This is a genomic window from Acetobacter suratthaniensis (assembly GCF_017377745.1).
GTDB lineage: Bacteria > Pseudomonadota > Alphaproteobacteria > Acetobacterales > Acetobacteraceae > Acetobacter > Acetobacter suratthaniensis.
Genome location: NZ_JAFVMG010000005.1, coordinates 73,610 through 99,509, shown reverse-complemented (window position 1 = coordinate 99,509; position 25,900 = coordinate 73,610). Strand labels below are relative to the sequence as shown.

Genomic DNA, 25,900 nt, shown 5'->3' with positions numbered 1-25,900 from the left:
CCCCGAATGCCCGGTTATAGATCCCGCACCACCACCCACGGGCGCAACATGGCAGGCGCACGCAGCCTGTGGCGCGCAACAGGCATGAAAGACAGCGATTTTGGCAAGCCCATTATCGCGGTAGCCAACTCTTTCACCCAGTTTGTACCGGGGCATGTCCACCTCAAGGATCTGGGCCAACTTGTCTGTAGCGCCATTGAGGAAGCAGGCGGGATCGGGCGCGAATTCAACACCATCGCGGTGGATGACGGGATCGCCATGGGGCATGGCGGCATGCTGTACAGCCTGCCCTCGCGCGAGCTGATTGCCGATGCAGTGGAATACATGGTGAACGCCCACTGCGCGGATGCGCTGGTGTGTATTTCCAACTGCGACAAAATCACCCCCGGTATGCTGATGGCCGCCATGCGGCTGAACATTCCGGTTATTTTCGTCTCTGGCGGGCCGATGGAAGCCGGGCGTGTCACGCTGGCGGATATCGAACAGAAGGTGGATCTGGTCACCTCCATGGTGTCCGCTGCCAATCCGGGCGTGAGCGATGCGGATTCGCTGGCGATCGAACGCTCGGCCTGCCCCACCTGCGGCTCGTGCTCGGGCATGTTCACCGCCAACTCCATGAACTGCCTGACCGAAGCCCTTGGCCTGTCGCTGCCGGGCAACGGTAGCCTTGTAGCCACCCATGCCGGACGGCGTGAGCTATTCGTGCAGGCAGGCAAGCGGATTGTGGAACTGGCCCGGCGCTATTACGAGCAGGACGATGCCTCGGTGCTGCCGCGCGCCATTGCCTCGTTTGCCGCGTTTGAAAACGCCATGTCGGTCGATATCGCCATGGGTGGCTCCACCAACACGGTGCTGCACCTGCTGGCCGCCGCCCATGAGGGCGAGGTGCCTTTCACCATGAAGGACATCGACCGCCTCTCGCGCATGGTGCCGCATCTGTGCAAGGTCTCTCCCTCCCGCGCGGATGTGCATATGGAAGATGTGCATCGCGCCGGTGGCGTGCCCGCCATCATGGGCGAGCTTGACCGGCTGGGCCTGCTGCACCGCGCTGTGCAGATGGTACACGCCCCCAGCCTGCCCGAAGCGCTGGCGCAGTGGGATATTCGCGGGGCAAGCCCCACCGAGCAGGCGCAGGCCTTCTTCCGTGCATCCCCCGGCGGGGTGCGCACCACGGAAGCGTTCTCGCAGTCCAGCCAGTACCATACGCTAGATACAGACGCGCAGGCCGGGGCCATCCGCGATGGCGCACATGCCTATAATCAGGATGGCGGTCTGGCCGTTCTGTACGGCAATCTAGCCGAAGACGGCGCGATTGTGAAAACCGCAGGCGTTGCCGCCGGGCTGGAGCTGTTCCGTGGCCCCGCGCGTATTTTTGAAAGCCAGGATGCCGCCGTGTCCGCCATTCTGGGCGACCGTATCAAGGCGGGTGATGTGGTGCTGATCCGCTACGAAGGGCCGCGCGGCGGGCCGGGCATGCAGGAAATGCTCTACCCCACCAGCTACCTGAAATCCAAAGGTCTGGCCGAGCATTGCGCCCTGATTACCGATGGCCGCTTTTCGGGCGGGAGCGCTGGCCTGTCCATCGGCCATATCTCGCCTGAAGCAGCGGAAGGCGGCGTGATCGGTCTGGTGGAAGAAGGCGATATGATCGAAATCGACATTCCCGCCCGCAGGCTGGCTGTCGCACTCAGCGATGCCGAGCTTTCAGACCGCCGTGCGCGTATGGAAGACAAGGGAAGTGCTGCATGGCAGCCCCAGCGCGAGCGTGTTGTTTCCAACGCGCTGCGGGCTTACGCGGCCCTGACCACCAGTGCGGCACGCGGCGCCGTGCGCGATGTTGACCAACTGACCCGCCGCCCCCGTTAAGCGGCACGGGCGGGCCTTGCCACCAGCACAGGCCCGCCCCACACCTCTGCCCCGGATGTCATAATGTCATTTGGCACGGGGTTACACAGGGCGTTTGATAGCCAGTCCGGCGGCTCTGCCCCGCCACCTTGAGGACTGCCCCATGCCCCGCCTGCCATCTGCCCGCCCTGCCCCGCTCTCCACGCGTAGCCTTACAGCCCTTGTTGTGGCGCTAATGGCGGCACTCACACCCGTATACGCCGGGGCCGAAGGCGCCACTGCCCCCACCGGCATGGCCTCTCCTGCTTTTTTGCCACCACCACCCGCCCCCGGCTCCGCGCCCGATCTGGCCGACCGCCAGATATTCGCCACCACCCGCGCCCTGCGCGACAGCCCGCGCTGGCGCATGGCCACCGAGGATGCAGACCTCGCCTTTCCCGCCATGCTGCATGATTTTTCCTGTGCCGCGGGCTTCACGCTTGAGGCCAAAGCCCTGCCCCATGTGGTGGCGGCCCTCGCGGCCCTTCAGGCTGTAACCAAGCCTGCCGTCAAAGCGCAGAAAGAACACTATGCCCGCCCCCGCCCGTTCGAGGGCAATACGCTGCCTGTCTGCACGCCCAGTCAGGGGTTGGGTTATGCCTATCCATCCGGCCATACCGTGGCGGGATGGACAACCGGCCTGCTGCTAGGCCGCCTGATGCCCGAGCGGGAAGAAGCCCTGATGCAGCGTGCGCGGGTCTTTGGCGAAAGCCGCGTGATCTGCGGCGTGCATTGGGCGTCCGATGTCTGGGCAGGCTATATGGATGGCAGCGTGCTGTTCGAGCAGTTTGAAAACACCCCCGAGCACAAAGCCCTGCTGGACGAAGCCGGGCGCGAACTGGCTACCGCCGCCCGCCATGCAACCCCGCCCGATGCCGCGCGCTGCACACTTGAAACCGAAGCGGCGCAGCATTCGGTACTGGCTGGCGCACCCTAACTTTTCCTTCTGATTCAGGCGCTCAAAAAGACATCGGTTTTTCCGATGGCGTGCATTGGCATTATCTATTGGTTTGGCACCGAAACATATGTCAGGCTCGTGACAGATCGGAAAAACGGGGTTTGTCCCGCGCTGCGTCAGTGAGGTTTGCCAATAATGTTCACAAAGATGCTATCGGGTGGCGGTTTTGTCGAAGGGGTCGGAGAAAGCGAAATCATCTTCGCGCCCGCCACAGGTGAAGTCATTATGGAACTGCCCGAGGCCTCGGCCGGGCAGGTCAATGATGCCGTGGCGGCAGCCGTAAAGGCTTTCCCCGCATGGGCGCTGGCTACTCCGGCGGAACGCTCCGGCATGCTGCTGAAAGTGGCCGATGCAATCGAAGCCGAGGCCGACACTCTGGCCCGCATCGAATCCCTGAACACCGGCAAGCCCTATCACCTTGTTCTGGCGGATGAAATTCCCGCCATTGCAGACTGTTTCCGCTACTTTGCCGCCGCCGCGCGCAACCTGCATGGCCCCGTGGCGGGCGAGTATCTGGCAGGCCACACCTCCATGCTGCGCCGCGACCCGGTGGGCGTGGTGGCGGGAATCGCACCGTGGAACTACCCGCTGATGATGGGCGCATGGAAACTCGGCCCCGCACTGGCGGCCGGTAACACCTGCGTTATCAAACCTTCGGAAAACACGCCGCTCAGCCTGCTCGCACTCGGGCGGATCATGGGCGATATTTTCCCTGCCGGTGTGGTCAACATCGTACTGGGCCGGGGTGCTACCGTGGGCCAGCAACTGCTCGACCACCCCGATATTGCCATGGTGTCGCTCACGGGTGACATCGCCACGGGCCGCAAGGTCATTGCGGCAGCAGCCCGCTCGGTCAAGCGCACGCATCTGGAACTGGGCGGCAAAGCCCCGGTTATTGTCTATGACGATGCCGATATTGACGCCGTAGTGGAAGGCGTGCGCGGCTTTGGCTACTACAATGCCGGGCAGGACTGCACGGCAGCGTGCCGGATTTACGCGCACGAGAAAATCTACGACCGTCTGGTGGCCGACCTGAGTGCCGCAGTCTCCACCATCCGTTTTGGCAACGCGGATGACGCACAGAACGAAATGCCGCCCCTGATTTCCGCCCGCCAGCGCTCCCGCGTTGCGGCTTTTGTGGAGCGCGCCGCCGAACTCAAACATATCGAAATCACCACTGGCGGCAAAATGGGGCCGGGCAACGGCTATTTTTACGAACCCACGGTGGTGGCGGGCGCACTGGCCACAGATGAAATCGTCGAGCGCGAAGTGTTTGGCCCCGTTGTTTCCATCACGCGCTGTACCGACATGGACAATGTTATTGAAACCGTAAACGCCTCTGCCTACGGTCTGGCCTCCTCCGTATGGACTGGCAACATCCAGCGCGGCATGGCCGCAGCCGCCCGGCTACGCTACGGCTGCACATGGGTGAACACCCATTTCATGCTCACCAATGAAATGCCGCATGGTGGTTTCCGCCAGTCGGGCTACGGCAAGGACCTGAGCCTTGGCGCGGTGGAAGATTACACCGTGGCGCGGCATGTCATGGTCAAATGGGGCTGAGGGCCGCACCATGACCGACCTTTCCCCCACCCCGGCCGTACGCCTGCATGGGCTGACCAAATCCTATGGCCGTGGGGCCACGGTACTCCGGGGGATTGACCTTGAAATCGCCCAAGGGGAGTTTTTTACGCTCCTCGGGCCTTCGGGGTCTGGCAAAACCACCACCCTGCGGCTTATCGGCGGGTTTGAACTGCCCGATACCGGGCAGATTCATCTGGGTGAGGCCGATGTCACCACCCTGCCGCCCTACCGCCGCAACGTAAACACCATGTTTCAGGACTACGCGCTGTTCCCGCACATGACGCTGCTGGACAACGTAGCCTACGGCATGAAGGTGCGCGGCGTGGCGCGGGCCGAGCGGATGGAACGTGCGCGTGCAGCGCTGGACATGGTGCATCTGGCGGCTGTAGCCGACCGCAAGCCCACCCAGCTTTCCGGCGGGCAGCGCCAGCGCGTGGCTCTGGCGCGCGCTCTGGTGAACAAGCCTGCACTCATCTTGCTGGATGAGCCACTGGGGGCGCTCGACCTCAAGCTGCGGCGCGAAATGCAGGTCGAACTCAAGCGTATCCAGAAACAGACCGGCATCACATTCGTTTACGTCACGCATGATCAGGAAGAAGCCCTGAGCATGAGCGATCGTATCGCCGTGTTTTCTGAAGGGGTGATCGAACAGGTGGGCACACCGGCGGATCTGTACGAACGCCCGGCCAGCGCCTTTGTGGCGCGGTTTATCGGCTCGTCCAGCATTCTGCATGAAAACGGGCGCGACATCCTGCTCCGGCCTGAAGATGTGCGGCTGGAAGCACCGGACTATACCCCCGCCCCACATGAGCGGAGCATGGCCGGTACGATTGCCGAAGTTTCCTATCTGGGGCCGGTCACGCGCGTCACACTCTGCGGGCCGGACGAACAGGACGGCGTGACGGCAATCGTGCCCTCACGCCATGCGCGAGGCTGGCGCGAGCGCATGGCCGTTGTGGCCGTCTGGCCGGAAGAGGCCGCCTACCCCCTGCCACACAGGCAGGGTTAAGCGCCGGGCTGTCTGTTTTCAACATGGAAAAGGCGATGAACATGAAGGCTTACGGCACACTGCTTCTGGCGACCTGTAGCGCCATCCTGACAACACAGTTCAGCACGGCAGCGCACGCGCAGGCTCCGCTTTCCGCAATCGGCAAAAGCGAAGGCGACCTGAACGTGGTCGCATGGGAAGGCTACGCGGACGATGCGTGGGTCAAACCGTTTGAAGAAAAGACAGGCTGCAAGGTTCACCGCAAATATGTCGGCTCGTCCGATGAAATGGTGGCCCTGACCCGCATGGGCGGCGGCAAGGGTTTTGACGTGGTTTCCGCCTCGGGCGATGCCTCGCTGCGGCTGATCTTCGGCAAAACGGTACAGCCGGTGAACACCGCCCTTATTCCCGCTTTTGACGACATCATGCCCGAACTCAAGGCGCCGGGGTTCAACACCGTCAAGGACGTGCATTACGGCGTGTCCTATGAATGGGGCCCCAATGTGCTGATGTGGAACACCAAAGACATCACCACCGCCCCCACGAGCTGGTCGATCATTTACGACAAGGCCTATGCGGGCGTGATTACCGTGCCTGACAACCCGATCCAGATCGCGGATGCGGCCCTGTACCTGTCGCACACCAAGCCGGAACTGGGCATTACCGACCCCTACGAGCTCACCCAGCCACAGATGGACGCCGTGGTGGCGCTGCTCAAGGAACAGCGCGCACTGGTCAAAAAATACTGGGCGCTGGCCTCTGACGAGGTGGATCTGTTCAAGAGTGGCGATGCCCATGTAGGCGCTGCATGGCCGTATCAGGCCAATACGCTACGCGCGGCGGGTGTGCCTGTGCAGGACACCATCCCCACCGAGGGTGCTACCGGCTGGGCCGATTCATGGATGATCAGCGCCCACGCCCAGCACCCCAACTGCGCCTATCTGTGGATCAACCATGTAATGACGCCCAAGGTGCAGGCGCAGCAGGCGCTCTCTTTTGGCGAAACCCCGGCCAACACCAAGGCCTGTGCTGAAATGGACGCTTTGCAGCCCGGCTCGTGCAAGCAGTACCATGCCGATGCCTCGCCTGCTTATTTCTCGTCCATCAAGTTCTGGAAAACCCCCGTGCGCCAGTGCGGCAATGGCCAGAACACCTGTCTTGACTACTCGGCCTGGCAGCGCGCCTGGCAGCAGGTCAAACAGTAATGACGCAGGGCCGGAAGCTTCTGGGGCATATAGCCCTGCTGGTGCCGCCTTTCGGGTGGCTTGGCGTGTTCTATCTGGGCAGCCTGTCTGTCCTGCTGCTTTCGGCCTTCTGGCAGGTTGATGCGATGTCAGGAGAGATCGTGCGGGACTGGACGCTGGATAATTTCCGCATCCTGTTTTCTGACACGACCTATTCCATCATCGCCCGCCGCACGACGGGTATCGCCCTGCTGGTTACGGTCACGGACATCATTCTGGCCTGGCCACTGGCCTGGGTGATCGCCCGCAAGGTTGGCCCGCGCCTGAAGCTGACACTGCTGGTGCTGGTGGCACTCCCGCTCTGGTCGAGCATGCTCGCACGCATTTATGCGTGGCGGCTGATCCTCGGCCATGACGGCGTGCTCAACTGGGGCCTGCGGCTTGTAGGCCTGCCTGACCAGAACGTGGCGTTTACCAATATCGCGCTGTGGATCGTCTTTTCATATCTGTGGCTGCCGTTCATGCTCATGCCTATGGTGGCGGCCCTTGAGCGTATTCCTGCCTCCCTTCTGGATGCGGCGGGCGATCAGGGGGCGACACCGTGGCAGGTATTCCGCACGGTTGTTTTCCCGCTGGCCATACCGGGCATGGCGGCAGGGTCGGTCTTTACCTTTGCCGTCACGCAGGGGGATTACGTCGCCCCCATGCTGGTGGGGGGGGCTGGCTCCGAGTTTATCGGCAATGTGGTGTATTCCAATGTCGGGGTTTCGGGCAACGTGCCCTTTGCGGCCGCTTTTTCACTGGTTCTGCTAGGTATGGTCGCGGCTTACATGCTGCTGGCCCGCCGGTTTGGCGCGTTCGATGCCCAGTAGCCAGCGCCCTCAGCCCGGCCCGGCAGGCCGCGCGGCCTGCCGGAGCCGCCGTTTTTCATGGGGCCTGCATGCGCCCGCCCGCACCCGCTGCATCATGGCCGAAAGGACAACCGCATGAAACACGCGCGCAACCCTGCCGCGGACATGACCATATGGGCCGCCGCCATAGCGGTGCTGGGCTTTTTGCTGCTCCCGCTTGTTATTGTGCTGTTATACGCCTTTGATGCCTCCTCCGTGCAGGTCTGGCCCATCCGCGCCCTGTCGCTGCGCTGGTTCGCCGCCACATGGGCGGATGAGGAAGTGCGCAGCGCCCTGCTGGTTTCGCTGGAAGTAGCAGGGCTTGCGACGCTGCTCGCCACGGTGCTGGGCACACTCGCCGCACTGGGCATGAATGGGCTGTCCACACGCAGTATGCAGGCAGGCTCGTTCCTGCTGACCCTGCCCATTGCCCTGCCCGGCGTGCTGACGGGTATCGCCATGAACAGCTTCTTCAGCCTGCTGGATATTCCTTTCAACTTCATCACGCTGGTGATCGCGCACACCACGTTCTGCATGGTGATTATCTTCAACAACGTCATGGCCCGGCTGCGCAGGCTCCCGCCCTCGTTGCGTGAGGCCGCGCAGGATATGGGGGCCACGCCGTGGCATGGTTTCATCACCATCACTCTGCCGCTGCTGGCGGGGTCGGTCATGTCGGGCATGCTGCTGGCTTTTGCCCTGTCGTTTGACGAAGTGATTGTCTCGACCTTTACCGCAGGGAGCGAGACCACGCTGCCGCTATGGATTTTTGGCGCGATCCGCCTTGGCCAGCACATGCCCGAAGTCAATGTGGTGGTGTTCGCGGTAATTGCCATTACCATCCTGCCCATTATCGCGGGGCAGAAACTCGCAGCCAGCGCCTCACGCGAGCATTAGGCCCGCAATAGACACCCTGCCCCCAAAGATGCGACAAACAGCCCGGTGGCCTGCAAACCAGCAGACCACCGGCCAGTAACAGCAACGAGGAACAGCACGGCGTGGCGCTAACCCTGCGACAGTTGCGGTATTTTGCCTCCGTAGCCGAAGTGGGTACCATTTCCGGTGCGGCCATGGTGCTGCTGGTTTCGCAATCGACCGTAACCGAAGCCCTGCATGAACTTGAAGCCGAGCTGGGTTTTCGCCTGTTCGACCGCCACGCACGCGGCGTAATGCTGACACGGCAGGGCCAGCAGTTTTTCCAGCGCACGCAGCGCATCCTTAATGACGTGGCCAACCTTGGCCGCATGAAAAACGAAGAAACCGAAGCCCTGCGCGGCACGCTGGTGCTGGGGGTTACGCCGGTTGTGGCCGGTTATGTCATTCCCGATCTGCTCACGCGCTTTCGCGCGGCTTTTCCAAGCATAAGCGTGACACTGGTGGAAGATCAGACCGATTATCTCGACCACATGCTCATAGGGGGCGAGCTTGACCTGAGCATTATCCTGCGCCCGGCCAGCACTGTGCCACATGCCTGCGGGGCGCGGGTTATGGGGGTTTCGCCGCACTCTGTCTGGCTGCCGCAAGGCCACCCGCTAACGGAACAGCCACAGATCAGCCTGCGCCAGCTTGAAAAAGAGCCTTTCATCACGCTGGTTTCAGATGTGCTGGAAAGCCGGATGCTCGCGGCATGGGAGCGGCTCTCTTTTCGCCCGTCCACCTATTTCCGCACAAGCTCGATTGAAGCGGTGCGTAGCCTTGTAGCGGCAGGGCACGGCATTGCGGTGCTCCCACAACTGATTTACCGCCCGTGGTCGCTGGAAGGCGAAAAAATAGAACGCCGCCCTGTACAGGAAGAACTGCCCACAGCCGACCTGCTGCTGATGTGGCGGCGCGGCCTCTCACTGGGGGTGCCGGCGCAGTATTTCATGGATATGGCGCTGCAACGCAGCAACCGGCTGGCCCGCCCACCCGGCGGCCCAACAGCCCGGCAGGCCGAAACACGCCCGCCCCCCAGAAAGGGCGCCGGGCTGAAAGAAGGGGAGCCGTAGCCGCCCCTTCCCTGATTTTTACGACAGAATGTCGAGCGCGCCAGAAGCCTGATCATTCGCGTTCTGGCTATTGCCGGACGCGGATTTGGTGCTGCCCGTGGTGGTTTCGGACACGACGTTACCACTCGAATCCTTGACGATGATCGTGACCGACCCATCCGCATTATAAACGGTCGTGGTGGTGGTGGATGACGACGATGAGGAAGAAGACCCCGAGGACGACCCCGAAGAGGAAGCCCCCGAAGCCGAAGAGGATGAAGACGTGTTGAACAGGCTTTCAACCACGCCCGAGGTGGCGGAACCGGAAACCGAGGAAGACATGCGCAATCCCTTGCCTAATGATTATGTAAGCTCAAAAATATAAACCAGTGTGCAAACGAGCCGATGGCTTGCCATGAGGCCCGTAAGAAATTTACCTTTTTAAAACTATTTGACCATAAAATGTTTGCGGTTAAATTTTAATTCATCATTCGTTCCCGTTTTTTCCGCTTTACCCCGCGACAATGGCTTCCTGTGCCGTGGCGGCCTGAACACGCGCCACCAGCCAGTTAATCAGAAGCTGCCCGCTCTCCGTTACCTCGCGCCCGTGGCACAGGTTTTCGGCCCAGTGCCATACGGGCTGACCCTGTTCGCCCTGCTGCACCAGCCACTGAGCCAGAGCGCAATCGTCCATATTGCCTGTGCCTTTGTACTGCCCGCCACGCAGCGCCAGCCAGACAAACGCCAGCGCCCCCAGATCACTCCTGATCTTGTGCAGGCCCGGACACTCGCCGTTAAAGCCGGACTGAAACTGCGTGTGCCAGTCAAACAGCGCCTCGGGGGCCATAGGCCGGGCAATGCCGTAACCCTGCCCGTACTGGCAGCCAAGCTGGCGCATGGCCTCGATAATATCTGCCGTTTCCAGCCCTTCCACCACCACGACATCATGAAAATCCGCACCGATATCGAGCAAGGAGCGCACAACCGAGAAAATCTGGAGCGGCATCGCACGGATATGGCGCAGCAGACCCTGATCAACCTTGATCACGTCAAACGGCAGCGAAGACAGGCGCAGCAGGCTGCTATGGCCCGAGCCAAGGTCGTCAATCGCCATGCCGACACCCATCGCCTTGAACCGCTCGATCGCCTCGTTCTGTGCGGCGGAATCAATTTCGTGGGTTTCGAGTATTTCCACCGTCAGGCGCTCGGGGGCGACACCATGCTTTTTCAGCAGTGCTTCCACCTGTGCAGGGCCACGGGCATTGTGCAGATACGTGGTGGGCATATTGACCGACAGGCCAATGACCAGCCCCTGCTCATCCCACCGGCGGAGCCATTTCAGCCCGTCTTCCAGCCCCATATGGAACAGCCGGTCCATTTCATCCTGCCCAAGCAGGGGCAGGAACACCCGTGGCGGCACGATCTCGCCATTGACATCGCGCAGGCGGGCCAGCGCCTCGGCCTTGAACAGCCGCCCGGTGTTAAGGTCCATGACAGGCTGGAAATACATAATCAGCCCACCACTGAACAGGCGCTCACGCAGCTTGCGCGAACGCGCATCCGTAACCCCCTGTGTCTCGCGGGAATGGCAGCGCTGCCAGACCTGCTCCATACGCTGCTGCAACCCACCGGCGAACTGCTGCATAAGCAGGGATTCGAACTGGTTGGGATAAGCCCCCAGCACGGTCAGGGCGGCGGCGGTCTGCCCGCCGGGCTGGCGGATCGGCACGCTAAGAACCGAGCGGACATCAAAGGCCTCGGCAATCTCGTGCCAGACATGGGTTTGCGGATCGAGTGCGTAGGAGGGGCAGCTCTGCCGCTCACGCGTGCGCCATGCCTTGGCGGTAATGGTCTGACCCAGAGGTGAGAACACATCCATACAGGGCTGCACACCCGCCTGCCTGACGGCCTGCGTAAACGCCTGCGCGACATCGCCCGCGCAATACGCCACCTCCAGTTCGCCATCGCAGCCCAGACGGTAAAGCACCGCGCCGCGCACACCGGGCAGGCCCGCCAGCACATCGACCTCGGCCGAACTGACAAGGCTCCATGTCCGCTCTGTCGGACGCGGGGCGGACAGGCGCGCCAGATAGGCGCGCTGCACCCCCTGACTGGCCTGCAACTGTGCGCGGCGGTCGTCCTGAATGCGTATTTCAGCAATCAGCAGGATGCGGTGGCGCTCGTCATTGCGGATAATCGTGCTTTCCAGCAGGTCGATCAGCCGCCGCAGATAAATGCTGTACGCCTCGGTCAGTTGCAGGGGGTCCACCCCGCACAGGGCATGGACAACACCGAGCCGTTCAGCCGTTTTCAGCACATCGGCCTGACTGGTCTGCGCGGCCAGCAGAAAATCGAGATGCTCGGCCTGAACAGTTTTCAGCCGCGCCTGTTCGGCAGGGGTCAGGGTATCCAGAATGAGGGCGCTGTCATTGACCTCCTCCAGCCCGGCGTAAAACCGGTCGATGAAGTCGCGCCTGATCCGGCCCAGCACATCCGTTACCCGCGACATCAGCGCTCCGGCTTCGGGGCTGTAGGCGTCGAAATGGGTTGTTTCGGAGGCATCTTCCACCATGCGCCACCAGCGGCTGCGCGTGTTGCGCACCTGCTTGGCCTGATACATGGCCTCGTCCGCGCGGCGCAGCAGCAGGCGGGGCTTTTCGCCATCAGACGGGTAGAGCGCCACCCCCATGGTCATACCCACGGCGACTGAAATATCGGCCCGCACATGAAAGGGTTTTTCAACGGCCTTGTGCAGCCGCTCAAGCGATTTGGTAATCTGCACCACAGGCTGGCGGGCATCCAGCCCTTCCAGCACCACCACGAACTCATCGCCCCCCAACCGCACGACATAGCCGTTAGCGGGCAGTTCGGCCCGCAGGCGGCGGCCGAGTTCCTTGAGCAGCACATCCCCCGCCGCATGGCCATGAATGTCGTTAACGGATTTGAATCCGTCCAGATCCATCATGCACACGGCCACGGCCTTGTCCCGCACCCGCGCACGCGCCAGTGCGCCGGGCAGGAACTCGCCCAGCGCCAGACGGTTTGGCAGGCTGGTCAGCGAATCCTCACGCGCGCGGCGGGCTTCCTCCTTCTGGAGCGTTTCCAGACGGTAGTGAATATCCATGCGCTCAAGGTCTTGCCCCAAGGACCCGGCAATACGCTCGCACAGCGTAACGCTTTCGGCATCGAACACATTCATATAGGGCGAGATAAAGCTCATGACCGCCCAGAGCGTCTCGCCCCGCCAGACCGGCGTGGCCAGCACGGCACGCCAGCGCCGCGCGCGCATGGCCTCGCGCCTTGGCGCATCCTCACACCCGGCCAGCAGATCGTTTTCATAAACGCTTGCGCGCGCGTCCCATGCCCGCCGCGCCAGCGAACTGTTGCGCTGATCATCGGGCACATGGAGTGCACTGACCTCCAGCCCATCCGCCCCCGAGCCAGCATGGGTTACAATTTGCAGGCGATTTTCTTCATCCACCCGTGTCACCACGACGGCATGATAAAAGGTATCGCGCACCAGCGCCTCGCACACGCCGCGCACCTTATCCATTTCGCCCCGGCCCTGACGCATGGCGTCACCCGCGCTCAGCATGCCACGGTACAGCCGCTGGTTCATATCGCGGCGGGTCACGTCCTCCACCGTCCAGACCGAAACGCGCTCCGCCTCGCGCCCCAGCGGCACGCCGGTCATATCCGCGATCATCAGCACGCCTTCATCGCGGGCTACGCGCACGCCGAGCACACTCACCCGCCCGTCCTGCCACAGATGCAGGGAGGCGGTGCGCACGCGCTCATAATCCTCGATGGTGGCGTAAAACTCGTGGCTTTGCCGCCCGACCATCTCGCCCTTGCCCACGCCGCAAAGCTGTTCAAGGCAGATGTTATTCTTCTCAACCGCGCCCTTGCACAGCACCGCAATCCCGACTGTGGCCTTGTCCAGCAGAGCTTTGCTCATACGGCGGCTGTCGAGCCGTTCCAGCCCGCGCGAGATGGTCTGGGCGGCTTCTTCCAGAACCACCTGCAGGCGTGAATCGAAGGTTCCGCGTTCGGCATCGCACACGCTCAGCACCGCCCATACCTTGCCATCGCGGAAAATGGGCAGGGAGGCATTGGCCCGCAGGCCCTGCTTGCGCGCCAGTTCGCGCCACGGAGCCAGATAGGGTGTCTGATCGAAAGACAGGCTGAAAACCGGCTTACCGCTATGCCATGCTCTGCCGGCCGTACCCTGCCAGTGCGGCTTGTCCGCGGCCACTGTGGGGGCGTTACTGTCGCCCCACCAGCACGGGCCGCTCAGGGCGAGCCTGACAAAACGCTGGTCTTCCCCCGGCTGGAGGATATGGGCTACCCGCAGATGCGCGTAGCGCACGGCCATGTCACACACGGCCTGCATGAGCACGGTTTCATCCCGCGCGGTATCCACGCACTGATAAATCTTGACGAGAAACGTATTGAAATCGGCCAGCCGCCGCAGCCGGGCGGCCTGATCGTTCTGGCCCCGTCCTGTCACGGCCCGTACGGCGCGCCATGCCGGGTGCTTCCGGTCTTTCAGAAGTAAGCGGAGAATACGCATGATCGTGGGCCCGGAACATTCGCACTACCGGACAACCGGCATGCCGTACACTTTTACGTGTCTATCATAATCAAATCATTTTGCGCGCTAAAACAGCGGTCCACACCCCACATGCCCGGCAGGGCCGCAGCCGCACCGGACACAGGTGTAATGGCGCAGACCCTACAGGGAAAATCAAACCTGTTAAGCCCCCTACAGGCCACACAGGCTAAAAATTGAACAAATGTCCGATGCCACCCGTTACCAGCATGGCAGCCACCCCCCAGAATGTTACCCGCAGCGTTGCCCGCAGGGGAGAGGCTCCGCCCGCCACAGCCCCCACACACCCCAGCACGGCCAATAGCACGACCGACACCACCGAAACCGCCCACGACACCTGCTGCTCGGGCAGCAGCGCCGCTACCATGACAGGAAAGAACGCTCCGGCGGAAAACGCCACGGCCGAGGCCAGCGCCGCCTCCAGCGGGCGGGCGGCGCTGGCCTCGGACAGGCCTAGCTCGTCCCGCGCATGGGCACCCAGCGCGTCATGCTGCATCAGCGCCACAGCCACCTCACGCGCGAGGGGTTCATCCAGCCCGCGCTGGCGGTACAGCCCCGCCAGTTCGGCCACTTCCGCATCCCAATCCGTCGCCAGTTCCTTTTTTTCGCGCTCAAGGTCTGCCTGTTCGGAATCCGCCTGCGAACTAACCGACACATATTCACCCGCCGCCATGGACAATGCCCCGGCCAGCAGGGCCGACAGCCCCGCCACCAGTATGCTCCCGCGCGAGGCATGAGAGCTGGCCACCCCCACAATCAGGCTACCGGTTGAAAGCGTGCCATCATTGGCCCCCAGAACGGCGGCACGTAGCCAGCCCAGCTTTTCCACCGCATGGCGTTCGGAATGTAATGGATGGCGTGACACGCGCTTACCCCTTTTTGACCCTTTGATGTCGTGCATTATGCACGGAAAAAGAGACAGGCAAGATGTAATTTTTCCTTACTGTGAAAGTGGTTTTCATTATCAATACCATGCGCTCAAGGGCATGGCCCGCATTCAGGTTTGTGTCAGCAAACCCTGTCAGGCTATGGATTTTAATCCACCCCGGCCCCGAACCCCCGAGCCACGCCATGCCCAACGCACACCCCACCGCCACACGCTATGACAGCCCGAGCATTATCCTGCACTGGCTCAGCGCTTTTCTGATCGTATTGCAGTTTGTGCTGGGAGAAACCTGGCACTGGCCACCCCGCCCGATCCATCACCTGATGGTCGTGGCGCATCTGAGCATTGGCGTGATTCTGAGCGTGCTGATCCCGCTACGCCTGTGGTGGCGCATAACGCGCGGGCGCCATTTTGCCGCGCAGCTTGCGCCTGTGGATCGCTTTTTCACCCTTGGTATGGAAAGCAGCCTGTATGGTCTGCTCTGTGCTGAAATCGTGCTGGGTTACGCATGGCGCTGGGGAGCGGGGCAGGCCATCAGCTTTTTCGGGCTGCTGATCCATGCTCCTTTTGCCCCACTCCCCCATGAAACCGTGGTGATTTTCAAAACCCTGCATTCATGGACCGCATGGCTGATTATCGGGCTGGCCTGCGGCCATGCTCTGGCAGCACTGGTGCATCAGTATCTTCTCAAAGACGGTGTTCTGGCCCGCATGCTGCCCCACCGCACGCCAACCACCCCCTAAACCTTGCGGGCTGTCAGCCCCGTGGGGGGAAAGCCAGCGTAACCAGTACGCCCCGCACGCCCCCCGGCACGGGCGAGACCAGCGTCATATCGGCATGAAGCAGTCTGGAAATCTGCCGGGCAATAGCAAGACCAAGGCCGCTGCCCTGTGCCTCGGTCTGCCCCCGCACGAAGGGTTTTTCCAGCATGACCAGCAGGGCCGGGTCAATGGCCGCACAGTCATTGGCAATCAGCACCCTGCGGTCATGCGTAACCGTAACCCGCACCGGCTGGCCTGCGGCACCATGCACCAGCGCATTTTCCAGCAGGTTCCGCAGCATGATGCCCGCCGTATCCATATCGCCTTCCACCAGCAGGCTTTCAGCCCCCTCCACCACCACCCGTTGGCCTTTTTCGCGCTCAAGCTCACGGGCCAGAAAGCTGATGACCGGCACCAGATCCACCGTGCCGCCACACAGCGCCATGCCCGAACCAATACGGGAAAGCTGGAGCAGTTTTTCAACCGTGCGGCCCATGCGCCGGGCCTGCTCCACAATAACGCCCGCACGCGGGGCGTAGTCGGTCTCGCCCAGTTGTCTTTGCAAAAGCTGTGCCTGCGCCAGCAAGGCCCCCGCAGGGTTGCGCAGTTCATGCGCGGCGTTGGCGGCAAAGGCCCGCTCGGTTGACAGGGCCAGATTCAGCCGCTCCAGCAGCAGATTGACCGCAGAATGGATGGTGACAAGCTCATCAGGCAGGTCAAGCGGGGGGACAGGGGCAAGATTGGCCCCACCACGGCTCCTGATTTCGTTCTGAAGATCCGTCAGCGGCCGCAGGGCACGCCGCACGCTCCAGCGCACCATGAACCAGATTGCCGGAAAAAACGCCACAACCGGCAGAACCGAAATCAGCATGGCGTGGCGTACGGCCTCGCGCCGATGGAAAGTCGGCTCCCCCACCAGAATGATATGGCGGCCTGAGGCCGAGGGTGTCACATATACCCGAAAAGACGGAACATTATAAAAACCCGTTTTCATATCAGGAACAAACAGGGTTTGTGGCGCGTTCTGCGAGCGCAGCTCCAGCCGCCCCTCCGGCGTTGCGATCTGATAAGCCAGTGTGCGCCTTTCATCCGTACCGGGCAGACGCGCCACCTGCCCCGCCGGTGTGGCGGGGCCTGCGCGATCCAGAGCGCTGAGCATGAACTCAAGACGCTCCGCAACTTCCTGCAAGGAGTTATCGAGCCGCTCCGTCACCTCAAACCGGGTAAAGCCCGCCACCAGCACCACCAGCAGCACCAAAGCCCCCAGCACCGCCACCAACGTGCCGGAAACCAACCGCGAGGCCAGACTCCAGTGCCGGTTATGCGGCGGCTTTGGCGCTGGAGCCGGTTGCGGCACCGCTATCATGCCGTCTCGGCCCCGCCCAGCCGGTAGCCCCGGCCTCGCATGGTGGTAATCAGCCCTGCTCCCGCCTTTTTGCGAATACGGCTGATGAACACCTCCACCGCGTTACTGTCCACATCCTCGCTCAGGCCGTACAGAACATCCTCGATCAGATCCCGGCTGCACACCGCACCGGGCCTGCGGGCCAGCAGTTCCACAATGGCCCATTCCCGCGCGGACAGATCCACCACCCGCCCCGCACGGGCAAGCTGGCGGCGTGCAATGTCGATCACCACATCGCCCACAGTCACCGAGTTATCCGGCAGTGCGGCGTAGCGCCGGGCCACAGCCTCTATGCGTGCAACCAGTTCGTTCAGGTCATAGGGTTTGACAAGGTAATCATCCGCCCCTTCGGACAGGCCCGCAATCCGCTCGCTAATCTGGTCACGCGCGGTAGCGATCAGCACCGCCACGGGTGAGCCTGTGCGGCGGATTTCGCGCAGGAAGGCCCGGCCATCGCCATCGGGCAGGCCCAAATCGAGCAGCACAAAATCATAAAGCGAAGCCGCCAGAGCCGCCCGCGCATCATCCAGCGTGGTAAACCAGTCCGCCACATGCCCCGCCTCGCGCACACGCTCACGCACGGCAGACCCCAGAGCGGATTCGTCCTCCACGATCAGGATTTTCATGTCGCGCGCCTTTTCATCAACCGGGCATAGAGTGCGGGCAGCACCAGAAGTGTCAGCAGGGTAGACGATACCAGCCCCCCTATGACAACCGTAGCCAGCGGGCGCTCCACCTCCGCCCCGGCCGAGGCTGAAAACGCCATAGGCAGAAAGCCCAGACTGGCCACCAGCGCCGTGGCCACAACCGGGCGAAAACGCTCTTCCGCCGCCAGCCGCGCACTGTGCGCAGCATCAAACCCACGGCTCCTGAGCGCCTGAATGGCGCTGACCAGCACCACCCCGTTCAGCACCGCCACACCAAACAGCGCAATAAACCCGATCCCTGCCGAAACGCTGAACGGCAGCCCCCGCGCACTCAGGGCGAAAATACCGCCCGTGGCCGCCACCGGCAGGTTAACAAACACCAGCCCCGCCAGCCGCACAGACCCAAAAGCCGCCACCAGCAGCCCGAAAATAAGGGCCAGCGCCACCGGCACCACCATTTCCAGCCGCGCCATGGCGGAATGCAGGTTCTGGAACTGTCCGGCCCACACCATACTGTAGCCCGGCGGCAGGGGTACACCCCGCGCCACCGCCCCCTGTGCCGCCGCCACAAAGGAGCTGAGGTCGCGCCCACGCACATTGGCCTGAACCACCAGACGGCGGCGTATACCATCACGGCTGATACGCGGCGGCCCGTTTTCCACGGTAATATGCGCCACCTCGGACAGCAGCACCGCGCCACGCCCATCGGCCCGCCGCACGCGCAGCCGCGCAATCTGCTCGCGCGTGCCAGCCTGCGCCGGATCAAACCGCACCTGTGTGCTAATCAGCGCGTTCTCCACCGTAACGGCCCGGCCAACATGCCCGCCCACGGCCTCCACCACATCCAGCACTTCCTGCTGGGTCACACCAAGGCGGGCGGCCTGTGCGCGGTCTATATCGACATGAATGAACGGCACCGTGCCATCCCCCTGCACCGCCACATCCGCAGCGCCTTCCACCCCTTGCAGGATGCTGGCAATCCGCGCACCGAGTTTGGCAAGGGTTTGCAGGTCATCTCCATAAACCGACAGGGCTATCTGGGTTCTCACACCTGAGAGCAGGTCATCCATACGCATCTGCACCGGCTGGCTCCAGGATTGCTGCACACCGGGGAAAGCCTCCTCCAGCGCGTGGCTCATGGCCATGACAAGCCCTTCCTGCGTTCTGGCTGTTTTCCATTCCGAAGGGGGTTTGAGAAAAATGAAACTGTCGGTTTCATTCACCCCCATCGGGTCAGTCGGAATGGCCGCAGTGCCCGTGCTGCTGACAATACGCACCACCTCGGGAAAACGGAGCAAAAGCCGCTCCTGCAAAGCCACTTCGCGCAGGGTTTCAGGCAGAGAGATACTGGGCAGGCGGGTCGCACTCAACGTAAGCGTGCCTTCGCCCAGCGAGGGAATGAACTCCCCACCCAAATGCGCCCCCACCCACAGCGAAAGCGCGAACACCACCGCCACCATGCCAAATACGCCGCGCGCATGCTGCTCGCTCCAGTCCAGCAGCCTGACATACACACGCCGCAGAACCGCGATCAGCCACGTATCCTCGTGCCGTCCGCGCACTTTCATGATCAGGGTGGCCAGAACCGGAATCCCCACCACGCAGTAAACAAGCGAGGCCAGCAGCGCCATGATAACCGTCTGCGCCATGGGGCGGAACATTTTGCCCTCGATCCCCTGCAACGTCAGGATGGGCAGATACACCATGACAATCACCACGATGCCAAACCCCACCGGGCGCAGCACCTCCGCCGCCGAGGATACGGCCAGCCGGGCAAAGGGCGTCTCCTCCCCGCTGGCCTGTGCGCGGGCGCGGTGGGTCATGAGATTTTCAACCACCACCAGCGTGCTGTCCACGATCATGCCAAAGTCGATCGCCCCCAGACTGAGCAGGTTGGCCGAAATACCGAACCAGCGCATGCCCATCATGGCGCAGACCAGCGCAAAGGGAATGACCGAAGCAATCACCACCGAGGCCCGCCAGTCGCCCGTCACCACAATCAGCACTGCGATCACCAGAAAAGCCCCCAGCACGAGGTTTTCGCGCACGGTGGCAATGGTGCTGTCCGTCAGGGTGGAGCGCAGGTAGAACGGCTCCAGCGTCACCCCTTTGGGTAAGGACTGGACAAGGCCGGGCATGGCTTCATGAATGGCCGCAAGTGTTGCATCCGAGCTGGCCCCCATACGCATCATGACAACGCCCGTTACGATCTCGCCCTGCCCGTTGCTGGTCACAGCCCCCAGCCGGGTGCGCATGCCCATGGACACATGCCCCACATCGCGCAGGAAAATAACGCTGCCGCCGGGGTTGAGCCTTACGGGTATGGCCCCGAAATCTGCCAGCGAGCCAATCAGCCCCCGCGCGGAGACAATCTGCTGTTCGGCATGGTGTTCGATCCACCCGCCCCCTGCGGCGGCATTATTGGCCTCCACCGCGCGATAGACATCGCCCACCGAAACACCCAGCGCCAGCAGCCGCGCCTGATCGAGTGCGACCTGAAAGGTCTGCTCACCCCCACCGCTGACATTGACCTCCACCACACCGGGCACCAGCTTGAGGGCCGGGGCCACGCGCCATGTCATGATCCGGTTCAGATCCATGAGCGAATACCCCGCACCATGAATCTGAAACTGCATGATCTCGCCCAGCCCCGTGGATAACGGGCCGATATTGACGCTGATCCCCGGCACCGTAATGAGGGCGCGCGCCTGCACGATACGCTCCTGCACGCGGGTGCGGTCGAGGTTGATGTCCGAGGCATCATCGAACTGCACATAAACAACCGAAACACCCGAACGCGAGACCGAGCGCAGGTCGGTCATGTCTGGCAGGCCCGCCATGCTGGTTTCGATCGGGAAGGTGATCAGCCGCTCGACTTCCTCGGTCGCCAGACCGGGGGCCACCACCGACACCAGCACCTGACGGGGCGAAATATCAGGCACGGCCTCCACCGGCAGGCCGCGCACCACAGCGCATCCCGCCACAAACACCGCGCACAGCACGCCCAGCACCAGCCAGCGGCGGGCCTGCAGAGCGCAGAGAAACGCCTGCATCACGCTCAGTCATCCCCCATGCTGGACTTGAGCAGAACCGATTTGAGGGTAAAGGCGCCCTGTGTCACCACCGGCTCGTCCACCGTCAGGCCGGACAGGATAACCGCCTTGCCATCCTGCTCCGCCCCAACCCGCACCGGCCGGGCCAGAAAATGCTCTGGCCCCTGTGCAACAAACACGGTGCTGACCCCATCAATATCCACCACCGCAGTAGCAGGCACCACCACGCCGGGCACCGGATCGCGCGTGGGCAGGCGCGTTGTCAGGAACATGCCCGGATGCAGGCGGCCATCGGCATTGTCCGCACGGCTGATAACATGCACCAGACCTGTCGAGGGGTCTGCCAGATAGCCGATAGACGTAATGGTGGAGCGCAGCACGGTACGGGCCTGCCCTTCAGGCACTGTTACCTGCACCCCGCCGGGCTGCACGCGCTGGGCATCCTGCGGCAGAATATCGGAAACAATCCACACCGTGGACAGATCAGCCAGAACGACAAGTTCGGTATTGGGGCTGATATCATCAGCCACCGCCACGCTGACCGTCTGCACCTCGCCCGCGCCGGGGGCGATAATGCGCGAGGTCTCATCATCCCGGCCGTGCTGGCCCGCATCGCTTTCGGTTACAGAGTTATATTCCTGCTCAAGCTGGTGGTTGAGCGTGTCCAGATCGGCCTGACGGGCCTGCACCTCATCCGTTGCCGCCTGCAACGCCGCAAACCGGCGGCGCGTCTCGCCCACGGCCACGGCCCCGCCCTCAAGCGCGCGCCCACGCTCATAGGTGGCGCGGGCATTCTGCAAGGCCGCCTGAGCGGTAGAAAGGGCCGCCCGCGCCTTGGAAACCTGCAATCGCACCATATGCAGCGTGTGGTTCTGATAGGTCAGCAGCACATCGCCCGCGCTAACATGCTGGCCCGGCACAACCGCCACCGTCAGCACCTTGCCAGACCCGGCAGGGTGAATCCGCACCAGATGGCTGGCCTCGGGCTGGATCATGGCCATGGCCTCGATCGTACCCGCAAGCGACCCCGCCTGCGCCTGCCCCACTACCAGCCCCGCATTACGCTGGGCCTCGGCACCAAGGCTGACCACGACCGGCTGTGTGGAGACGGGTGGCTCGGGATCAGCCGCCGCCGGAGCAGGCTCAGGAGCCAAAACAGGGCCTGCCGCCTGTTGCGCATGGCGTGGCATCTCAGCGCCGGAGTTCACCACAACTGGCAGAGGAGATGCCTGCGCGGGACTGGCCACGGGCGGCTGGACATTGGTGTCCACCGCACAGGCAGGCACCGGCGCAGCAACGCGGGCCAGCCCGACCGCCATGGCCAGCAGGCCCCACCATGGCACCCTGCCCCCCTCAACCGGCAGCCGTGCGTAAAGCTCCGGCTTTCGCTGCTTCATTAACATTCCCCACGCCCCGCGCCGCCTGACAGGCCAAACCACACCGGCAAGCCCGGATCATGTATTTTTTAACAAAGGAAGCTGACACAAGCCTGAACAGCCACCGCCACCCCGGAACAACCACCAGCCCCACGGGAAAAGACCCACCGGGCAAACCCACAGAGCCAGTGCGCAAACCAGTGCGCAAGCCGGAGCGGCAGGCCGCCTAGTGCTGCCCCATATCATCCTTGCTGGTGTCACCCGTGCCGAAATCATCCTTGCCGGGGTCATCCTGTGCAGGGCTACGCCGCTTGGTCAGCGGCACAAGGGGTGGGGGGGCGTTCTGGCTTATCTGCACCTTGAGGCAGTTTTCCAGCGCAACATAATCCTGCTTGCCGGTCGCACGGGTCTGGGCATCGCAGTCATCAGACAGAGCGGGGAGAATACTATCCCACGCCCGCCTGACCCGGTTGTACGCGTTACTCTGGGTCGCCAGACAGCTTGTTACGGAATCAGGGGAAAAACCATCGATCGAATTGGCGGTGCGAAAACACAGTCCATTCGTGTCATAGCGCGGCGGCAGCCCCTGCGCGCGCGGGGCGCCACCGCTCAGGCCGCAAAGCACCATAAAACCCACCAGCCCTCCGAGAGCGATCAGTTTCATGCACTCCTCCCCCGCCAGACCGAACGCAGGTGAGCCCCCAGCCAGTGCCAGACAGTCCGCAAGGCAAACAGCCCCAGAAGACGATGCGCCATCCATGCGGCGGCGACGGCGTTCACCGCTATGGCAAGCGATGTGGCAATGGCCGCCCCCACGCTACCGCCTGTTGGCACCAGCACCAGCAGCCCTACCAGCAGCACGCCAAGCGAGAAAAAATTGATCCGCCGCAAGGCCGTCATATGGCCCGTCATGCCCAGCAGATCGGGCATCCCGGCAAAACAGGCCGATACAAGCTGGCCAAGCGCCAGAATACGCAAGGTGGAGGCACCCTGACTGTAGCCCGGGCCAAACACCGCCAGCAGATACTCGGGAAAAAGCAGCATGCAGCCTGTTACGGGCAGCACCATGCACAGCACCAGCCCGATCGCCTGCGCAGCGCTACGGTTCAGGCTATGCTGGTCCCCACGCGCATGAAAGGCCGCGAATCTCGGCGCGGCCATGCCCGTAATGCCGTTGATAACCATCAGGTTGATCAGCGCGACACGCCACGCCAGTGCAAACAGCCCGGTCTGCTGAGGAGAGGAGGCAATGCCCAGCGCAATGGCCGGTACCGCCGCGATCATGAGCTGTGTCAGCTCAAGCGTGAAAAACGACAGACCGCGCCTCAAAAAATGTGGCTTTTCGGGCCGTGGCTCCTCGCGCCGCGCATAAGGCGACAGGGCGCGGTGGAGCAGAACAAACCCGACCGCGGCCGTTATGACAAAACTGAACGCCATCAACAGCATGGCATGGAGGACTGTAAACACCCCCCAATAAACCAGCGGTAACGCTGCAACGCAGAAAATGGTGGGCAACAGCCATGAATACACCATCTGGCTACGCCCCACATGGTGCAGCCCCGCCAACGCACCCGCCGCCACGGTGCTGAGATTTTGCGGAATAATGGACAACACCCCCACCATGAGCGGCAGGGCAAGGTCGGGCTTACGCATAACGAAATCGGTCAGGGGCACGGCGCTGAGCGCCAGCAGGACGGACACCACCAGCGAAACCAGCAGCACGATCCACCCGGCCCGGTGGGTATCGGCCCGCAGCGCCCCGTTACGCTCCGAAGCCATGTCCACAGCGAGCTGGCGGGTCAGGGCACGATCCACGCCCAACCGCCCGAACCCGGCAAGCATGCTGACAAGGCTGAAGACGATATAAAACCGCCCGCTCTGCACAACCCCGAGACTGGCCGCCACCAGCAGGTGCAACCCGTAGCGGCTGGGCAGGTCGAGCAGGCGCGCCCCCAGACTGGACAGCGCACCCCGCACGATCGAGCCATGTGTGCCAGAGGCAGGGGCAGGCGCACTCATGATCGCTTGCCGCCAGCCTTCTTGCTGCTGTTGCGGCGCAGGACAAGCATAAGCACACTCTGCTGTGGCAGCGTCACGTCGAGCACACCCTTGCTGTATTGGGTATCGGGCTTACGGGTCAGGGTATTATCGGCCAGCAGCCAGGATTCAACCCGCCCATGGTCGGGCAGGTTCGCCAGACTGATTTTGGCGGTGGCCGGGGCATCCAGCCGTTTGTTGATCACGACCACGGTGGTTGCGTCATCCTTACTCCGCTGGGCCGCGAAGGCTGAGACCTCATCGGGGTTCGGGGCATGCGTCAGCAGGCTGACATCGCCAAAGGCTCCGCCGTGGCTGTCGTAATTACGATAGAGCTTGATCGCCTTGTACACAGGCATATCCGGGTCCAGATCACCCCAGTGCGTGGCGATATCCATGCCTTCGCGCCCCAGAATACCCAGTACATCCGCCTGCGCTGTGGCGCCGTTCATCTGTTTGTCGCCGCCCCAGCTATACTCGGTCAGGGCGATAGGCGTGCCGGGATAGTAATACTGGTCCACCCACTGGCGCATCAGCGGCACCAGCGCCACCACGCTGTTGATCCATGACGGGTCTTTGTAAGTGGGGTCCCACAGGTCGCGGGTGGAGCGGTTACGGGCAAGCTGCACCTCGGGCTTATCTGAGTCCGAATACTCGCCCTCCTGCGGATAGAAATGCAGGCTGAACACATCCACCGGGTGCCCGGCCGCCTTCCATTGCGTCAGCAACCACGGCACATAGTCCATGCCGCCGGTTATGTTCTCGCGGTCGGGGGCGTGATCCAGCCCGTTCTTGATCGCGTATTGCTGGTCAAAACCGCTGTAATGGTAGCCCTGCCAGCCCCATTCTTCCGGAGCAACAACCTTGGTCGTGGGGCTGACGGCTTTGACCGCCGCTGAATAGTCGATAACTTTCTTGGCGATTTCATCCGCATGCGCCCCAACGGGGTGTACATCGCGGTGGATAAGCTGCCACAGGCTGGGCTCGTTATCGAGAATGACATAAGGCAGCGCACCAGACCCGAACTCCTTGAGCACATGGCGCAGCCTGTCCTGCTCGCTCTGCACGTCGCTCGGGGTCTGGGCGTCATGGGGGTCGTTATCGGTTATGGGCGTGCCATCGGGCTTGTAGCCATTGCCTGCATCGAACAGGCCATCGGCATCATTATCCTGCTGGGGGCCATATTTGGTAATGGCGAACGAGGCCAGGCGCGAGCGGTCGGGGGCAAGCTTTGCCTGCCAGCCCAGCATGGACAGGCTGGGCATGGGGGTGGCCCCGCCCTTGCGGGTCATGCTGATAAAATGCGGGCCAAACTGGTCGTGACTGACCTTGGGGTCGCAGGCCACGCTCTCGTAATACCAGTCCTTGCCCGCGTTGCGTGCATCAACCCGCCAGTTATAGGTGGAAGCACTGTCCCCCCCCGAGCGGTTGATGGGTACGCGCAGATCCTTGAGGGTTTCGGTCGAAGCGAAATTCACCCCATAGACCAGCGGGCTGATCGGGTGCCGGGTAGCCCCATCCACCGTGATTTCCTCAACAGACGCGGGAGCGGTCTGTGCATGACCCACGCCACAGGGAGCGACCAGCCCGCAGGCAATGCTACCTGCCAGACCATACCGGGCGACCGACATCCTGAAGTCCTTCAACACCATGTTCCGCAAAGCCCTG

At 62.7% G+C, this 25,900-nt stretch carries 20 protein-coding genes; 10 read left to right on the top strand and 10 right to left on the bottom strand.

Going from position 1 to position 25,900, the window contains the following annotated elements:
* Window positions 1–6 precede the first annotated feature (6 nt).
* The 8 genes from ilvD (at window position 7) to J2D75_RS06905 (ending at window position 9,476) form a co-directional block, all read left to right on the top strand.
* Window positions 7–1,866 carry a dihydroxy-acid dehydratase gene (gene ilvD / locus J2D75_RS06940; protein WP_207854050.1) on the top strand — a complete coding sequence of 620 codons (1,860 nt, stop codon included), beginning with the start codon at window positions 7–9 and terminating at the stop codon, window positions 1,864–1,866.
* A gap of 94 nt (window positions 1,867–1,960) precedes the next feature.
* Window positions 1,961–2,821 carry an acid phosphatase gene (locus tag J2D75_RS06935; RefSeq protein ID WP_207854049.1) on the top strand — a complete coding sequence of 287 codons (861 nt, stop codon included), beginning with the start codon at window positions 1,961–1,963 and terminating at the stop codon, window positions 2,819–2,821.
* 156 nt (window positions 2,822–2,977) lie between these two features.
* Window positions 2,978–4,405 carry a gamma-aminobutyraldehyde dehydrogenase gene (locus tag J2D75_RS06930; protein WP_207854048.1) on the top strand — a complete coding sequence of 476 codons (1,428 nt, stop codon included), beginning with the start codon at window positions 2,978–2,980 and terminating at the stop codon, window positions 4,403–4,405.
* 10 nt (window positions 4,406–4,415) lie between these two features.
* Window positions 4,416–5,435 (top strand): ABC transporter ATP-binding protein, encoded by a 1,020-nt coding sequence (locus J2D75_RS06925; protein ID WP_207854047.1) that lies wholly within the window; start codon window positions 4,416–4,418, stop codon window positions 5,433–5,435.
* 35 nt (window positions 5,436–5,470) lie between these two features.
* Window positions 5,471–6,619, top strand: coding sequence for an ABC transporter substrate-binding protein (locus J2D75_RS06920; RefSeq protein WP_243428568.1), 1,149 nt, complete (start codon window positions 5,471–5,473; stop codon window positions 6,617–6,619).
* The gene (locus J2D75_RS06915) at window positions 6,619–7,470 is read left to right on the top strand and encodes an ABC transporter permease (protein ID WP_207854046.1); all 852 of its coding nucleotides are present in this window, start codon (window positions 6,619–6,621) and stop codon (window positions 7,468–7,470) included. The genes J2D75_RS06920 and J2D75_RS06915 overlap by 1 nt, the downstream gene beginning before the upstream one ends.
* A gap of 114 nt (window positions 7,471–7,584) precedes the next feature.
* The gene (locus J2D75_RS06910; RefSeq protein ID WP_207854045.1) at window positions 7,585–8,385 is read left to right on the top strand and encodes an ABC transporter permease; all 801 of its coding nucleotides are present in this window, start codon (window positions 7,585–7,587) and stop codon (window positions 8,383–8,385) included.
* Window positions 8,386–8,486: 101 nt separating this feature from the next.
* On the top strand, window positions 8,487–9,476 hold the full coding sequence (locus tag J2D75_RS06905) for a LysR substrate-binding domain-containing protein (protein WP_207854044.1): 990 nt from the start codon (window positions 8,487–8,489) through the stop codon (window positions 9,474–9,476).
* Window positions 9,477–9,494: 18 nt separating this feature from the next.
* On the opposite strand, the gene J2D75_RS06900 is transcribed toward J2D75_RS06905, so the two are convergent.
* The 3 genes from J2D75_RS06900 to J2D75_RS06890 form a co-directional block, all read right to left on the bottom strand.
* Window positions 9,495–9,797, bottom strand: a complete 303-nt coding sequence (locus J2D75_RS06900) for a hypothetical protein (RefSeq protein WP_207854043.1) — start codon at window positions 9,795–9,797, stop codon at window positions 9,495–9,497.
* Between the two features lie 169 nt (window positions 9,798–9,966).
* Window positions 9,967–14,028 carry an EAL domain-containing protein gene (locus J2D75_RS06895; RefSeq protein ID WP_207854042.1) on the bottom strand — a complete coding sequence of 1,354 codons (4,062 nt, stop codon included), beginning with the start codon at window positions 14,026–14,028 and terminating at the stop codon, window positions 9,967–9,969.
* A 208-nt stretch (window positions 14,029–14,236) separates the two neighbouring features.
* Window positions 14,237–14,968, bottom strand: a complete 732-nt coding sequence (locus J2D75_RS06890) for a VIT1/CCC1 transporter family protein (protein ID WP_408736747.1) — start codon at window positions 14,966–14,968, stop codon at window positions 14,237–14,239.
* 104 nt (window positions 14,969–15,072) lie between these two features.
* On the opposite strand from J2D75_RS06890, the gene J2D75_RS06885 reads away from it, so the two are divergent.
* On the top strand, window positions 15,073–15,696 hold the full coding sequence (locus J2D75_RS06885; protein WP_265782942.1) for a cytochrome b: 624 nt from the start codon (window positions 15,073–15,075) through the stop codon (window positions 15,694–15,696).
* A gap of 13 nt (window positions 15,697–15,709) precedes the next feature.
* Here J2D75_RS06885 and J2D75_RS06880 read toward each other — a convergent pair whose 3' ends face one another.
* The 4 genes from J2D75_RS06880 to J2D75_RS06865 are packed head-to-tail and all read right to left on the bottom strand — an operon-like array spanning window position 15,710 to window position 22,216.
* Window positions 15,710–17,080, bottom strand: a complete 1,371-nt coding sequence (locus J2D75_RS06880) for a sensor histidine kinase (RefSeq protein WP_207854040.1) — start codon at window positions 17,078–17,080, stop codon at window positions 15,710–15,712.
* A complete protein-coding gene (locus J2D75_RS06875) occupies window positions 17,077–17,745 on the bottom strand; it encodes a response regulator (protein ID WP_207854039.1) in 669 nt (222 codons plus the stop codon). The genes J2D75_RS06880 and J2D75_RS06875 overlap by 4 nt, the downstream gene beginning before the upstream one ends.
* Window positions 17,742–20,819: an efflux RND transporter permease subunit gene (locus J2D75_RS06870; protein ID WP_207854094.1), complete on the bottom strand. Its 3,078-nt coding sequence runs from the start codon at window positions 20,817–20,819 to the stop codon at window positions 17,742–17,744. The genes J2D75_RS06875 and J2D75_RS06870 overlap by 4 nt, the downstream gene beginning before the upstream one ends.
* A gap of 5 nt (window positions 20,820–20,824) precedes the next feature.
* A complete protein-coding gene (locus tag J2D75_RS06865) occupies window positions 20,825–22,216 on the bottom strand; it encodes an efflux RND transporter periplasmic adaptor subunit (protein WP_243428567.1) in 1,392 nt (463 codons plus the stop codon).
* 59 nt (window positions 22,217–22,275) lie between these two features.
* On the opposite strand from J2D75_RS06865, the gene J2D75_RS06860 reads away from it, so the two are divergent.
* Window positions 22,276–22,425, top strand: coding sequence for a hypothetical protein (locus J2D75_RS06860; RefSeq protein ID WP_207854038.1), 150 nt, complete (start codon window positions 22,276–22,278; stop codon window positions 22,423–22,425).
* Here the strand turns inward: J2D75_RS06860 and J2D75_RS06855 are convergent.
* Genes J2D75_RS06855 through J2D75_RS06845 form a run of 3 tightly spaced genes read right to left on the bottom strand, consistent with a single transcriptional unit; the run spans window position 22,422 to window position 25,863 of the window.
* A complete protein-coding gene (locus tag J2D75_RS06855; RefSeq protein ID WP_207854037.1) occupies window positions 22,422–22,859 on the bottom strand; it encodes a hypothetical protein in 438 nt (145 codons plus the stop codon). The genes J2D75_RS06860 and J2D75_RS06855 overlap by 4 nt on opposite strands.
* Window positions 22,856–24,214, bottom strand: coding sequence for a lipopolysaccharide biosynthesis protein (locus J2D75_RS06850; RefSeq protein WP_207854036.1), 1,359 nt, complete (start codon window positions 24,212–24,214; stop codon window positions 22,856–22,858). Before J2D75_RS06850 ends, J2D75_RS06855 begins: the two co-directional genes overlap by 4 nt.
* Window positions 24,211–25,863 (bottom strand): glycoside hydrolase family 44 protein, encoded by a 1,653-nt coding sequence (locus J2D75_RS06845; protein ID WP_207854035.1) that lies wholly within the window; start codon window positions 25,861–25,863, stop codon window positions 24,211–24,213. The genes J2D75_RS06850 and J2D75_RS06845 overlap by 4 nt, the downstream gene beginning before the upstream one ends.
* Window positions 25,864–25,900: the final 37 nt, after the last annotated feature.

Coding starts and splice junctions, on each gene's coding strand:
- J2D75_RS06875 (WP_207854039.1), bottom strand. CDS start 17,745: ATGAAAATCCTGATCGTGGAGGACGAATCCGCTCTGGGGTCTGCCGTG.
- J2D75_RS06845 (WP_207854035.1), bottom strand. CDS start 25,863: ATGTCGGTCGCCCGGTATGGTCTGGCAGGTAGCATTGCCTGCGGGCTG.
- J2D75_RS06870 (WP_207854094.1), bottom strand. CDS start 20,819: ATGCAGGCGTTTCTCTGCGCTCTGCAGGCCCGCCGCTGGCTGGTGCTG.
- J2D75_RS06895 (WP_207854042.1), bottom strand. CDS start 14,028: ATGCGTATTCTCCGCTTACTTCTGAAAGACCGGAAGCACCCGGCATGG.
- J2D75_RS06850 (WP_207854036.1), bottom strand. CDS start 24,214: ATGAGTGCGCCTGCCCCTGCCTCTGGCACACATGGCTCGATCGTGCGG.
- J2D75_RS06925 (WP_207854047.1), top strand. CDS start 4,416: ATGACCGACCTTTCCCCCACCCCGGCCGTACGCCTGCATGGGCTGACC.
- J2D75_RS06890 (WP_408736747.1), bottom strand. CDS start 14,968: ATGCACGACATCAAAGGGTCAAAAAGGGGTAAGCGCGTGTCACGCCAT.
- J2D75_RS06900 (WP_207854043.1), bottom strand. CDS start 9,797: ATGTCTTCCTCGGTTTCCGGTTCCGCCACCTCGGGCGTGGTTGAAAGC.
- J2D75_RS06880 (WP_207854040.1), bottom strand. CDS start 17,080: ATGATAGCGGTGCCGCAACCGGCTCCAGCGCCAAAGCCGCCGCATAAC.
- J2D75_RS06855 (WP_207854037.1), bottom strand. CDS start 22,859: ATGAAACTGATCGCTCTCGGAGGGCTGGTGGGTTTTATGGTGCTTTGC.
- J2D75_RS06860 (WP_207854038.1), top strand. CDS start 22,276: ATGTATTTTTTAACAAAGGAAGCTGACACAAGCCTGAACAGCCACCGC.
- J2D75_RS06920 (WP_243428568.1), top strand. CDS start 5,471: ATGAACATGAAGGCTTACGGCACACTGCTTCTGGCGACCTGTAGCGCC.
- J2D75_RS06910 (WP_207854045.1), top strand. CDS start 7,585: ATGAAACACGCGCGCAACCCTGCCGCGGACATGACCATATGGGCCGCC.
- J2D75_RS06930 (WP_207854048.1), top strand. CDS start 2,978: ATGTTCACAAAGATGCTATCGGGTGGCGGTTTTGTCGAAGGGGTCGGA.
- J2D75_RS06915 (WP_207854046.1), top strand. CDS start 6,619: ATGACGCAGGGCCGGAAGCTTCTGGGGCATATAGCCCTGCTGGTGCCG.
- J2D75_RS06865 (WP_243428567.1), bottom strand. CDS start 22,216: ATGAAGCAGCGAAAGCCGGAGCTTTACGCACGGCTGCCGGTTGAGGGG.
- ilvD (WP_207854050.1), top strand. CDS start 7: ATGCCCGGTTATAGATCCCGCACCACCACCCACGGGCGCAACATGGCA.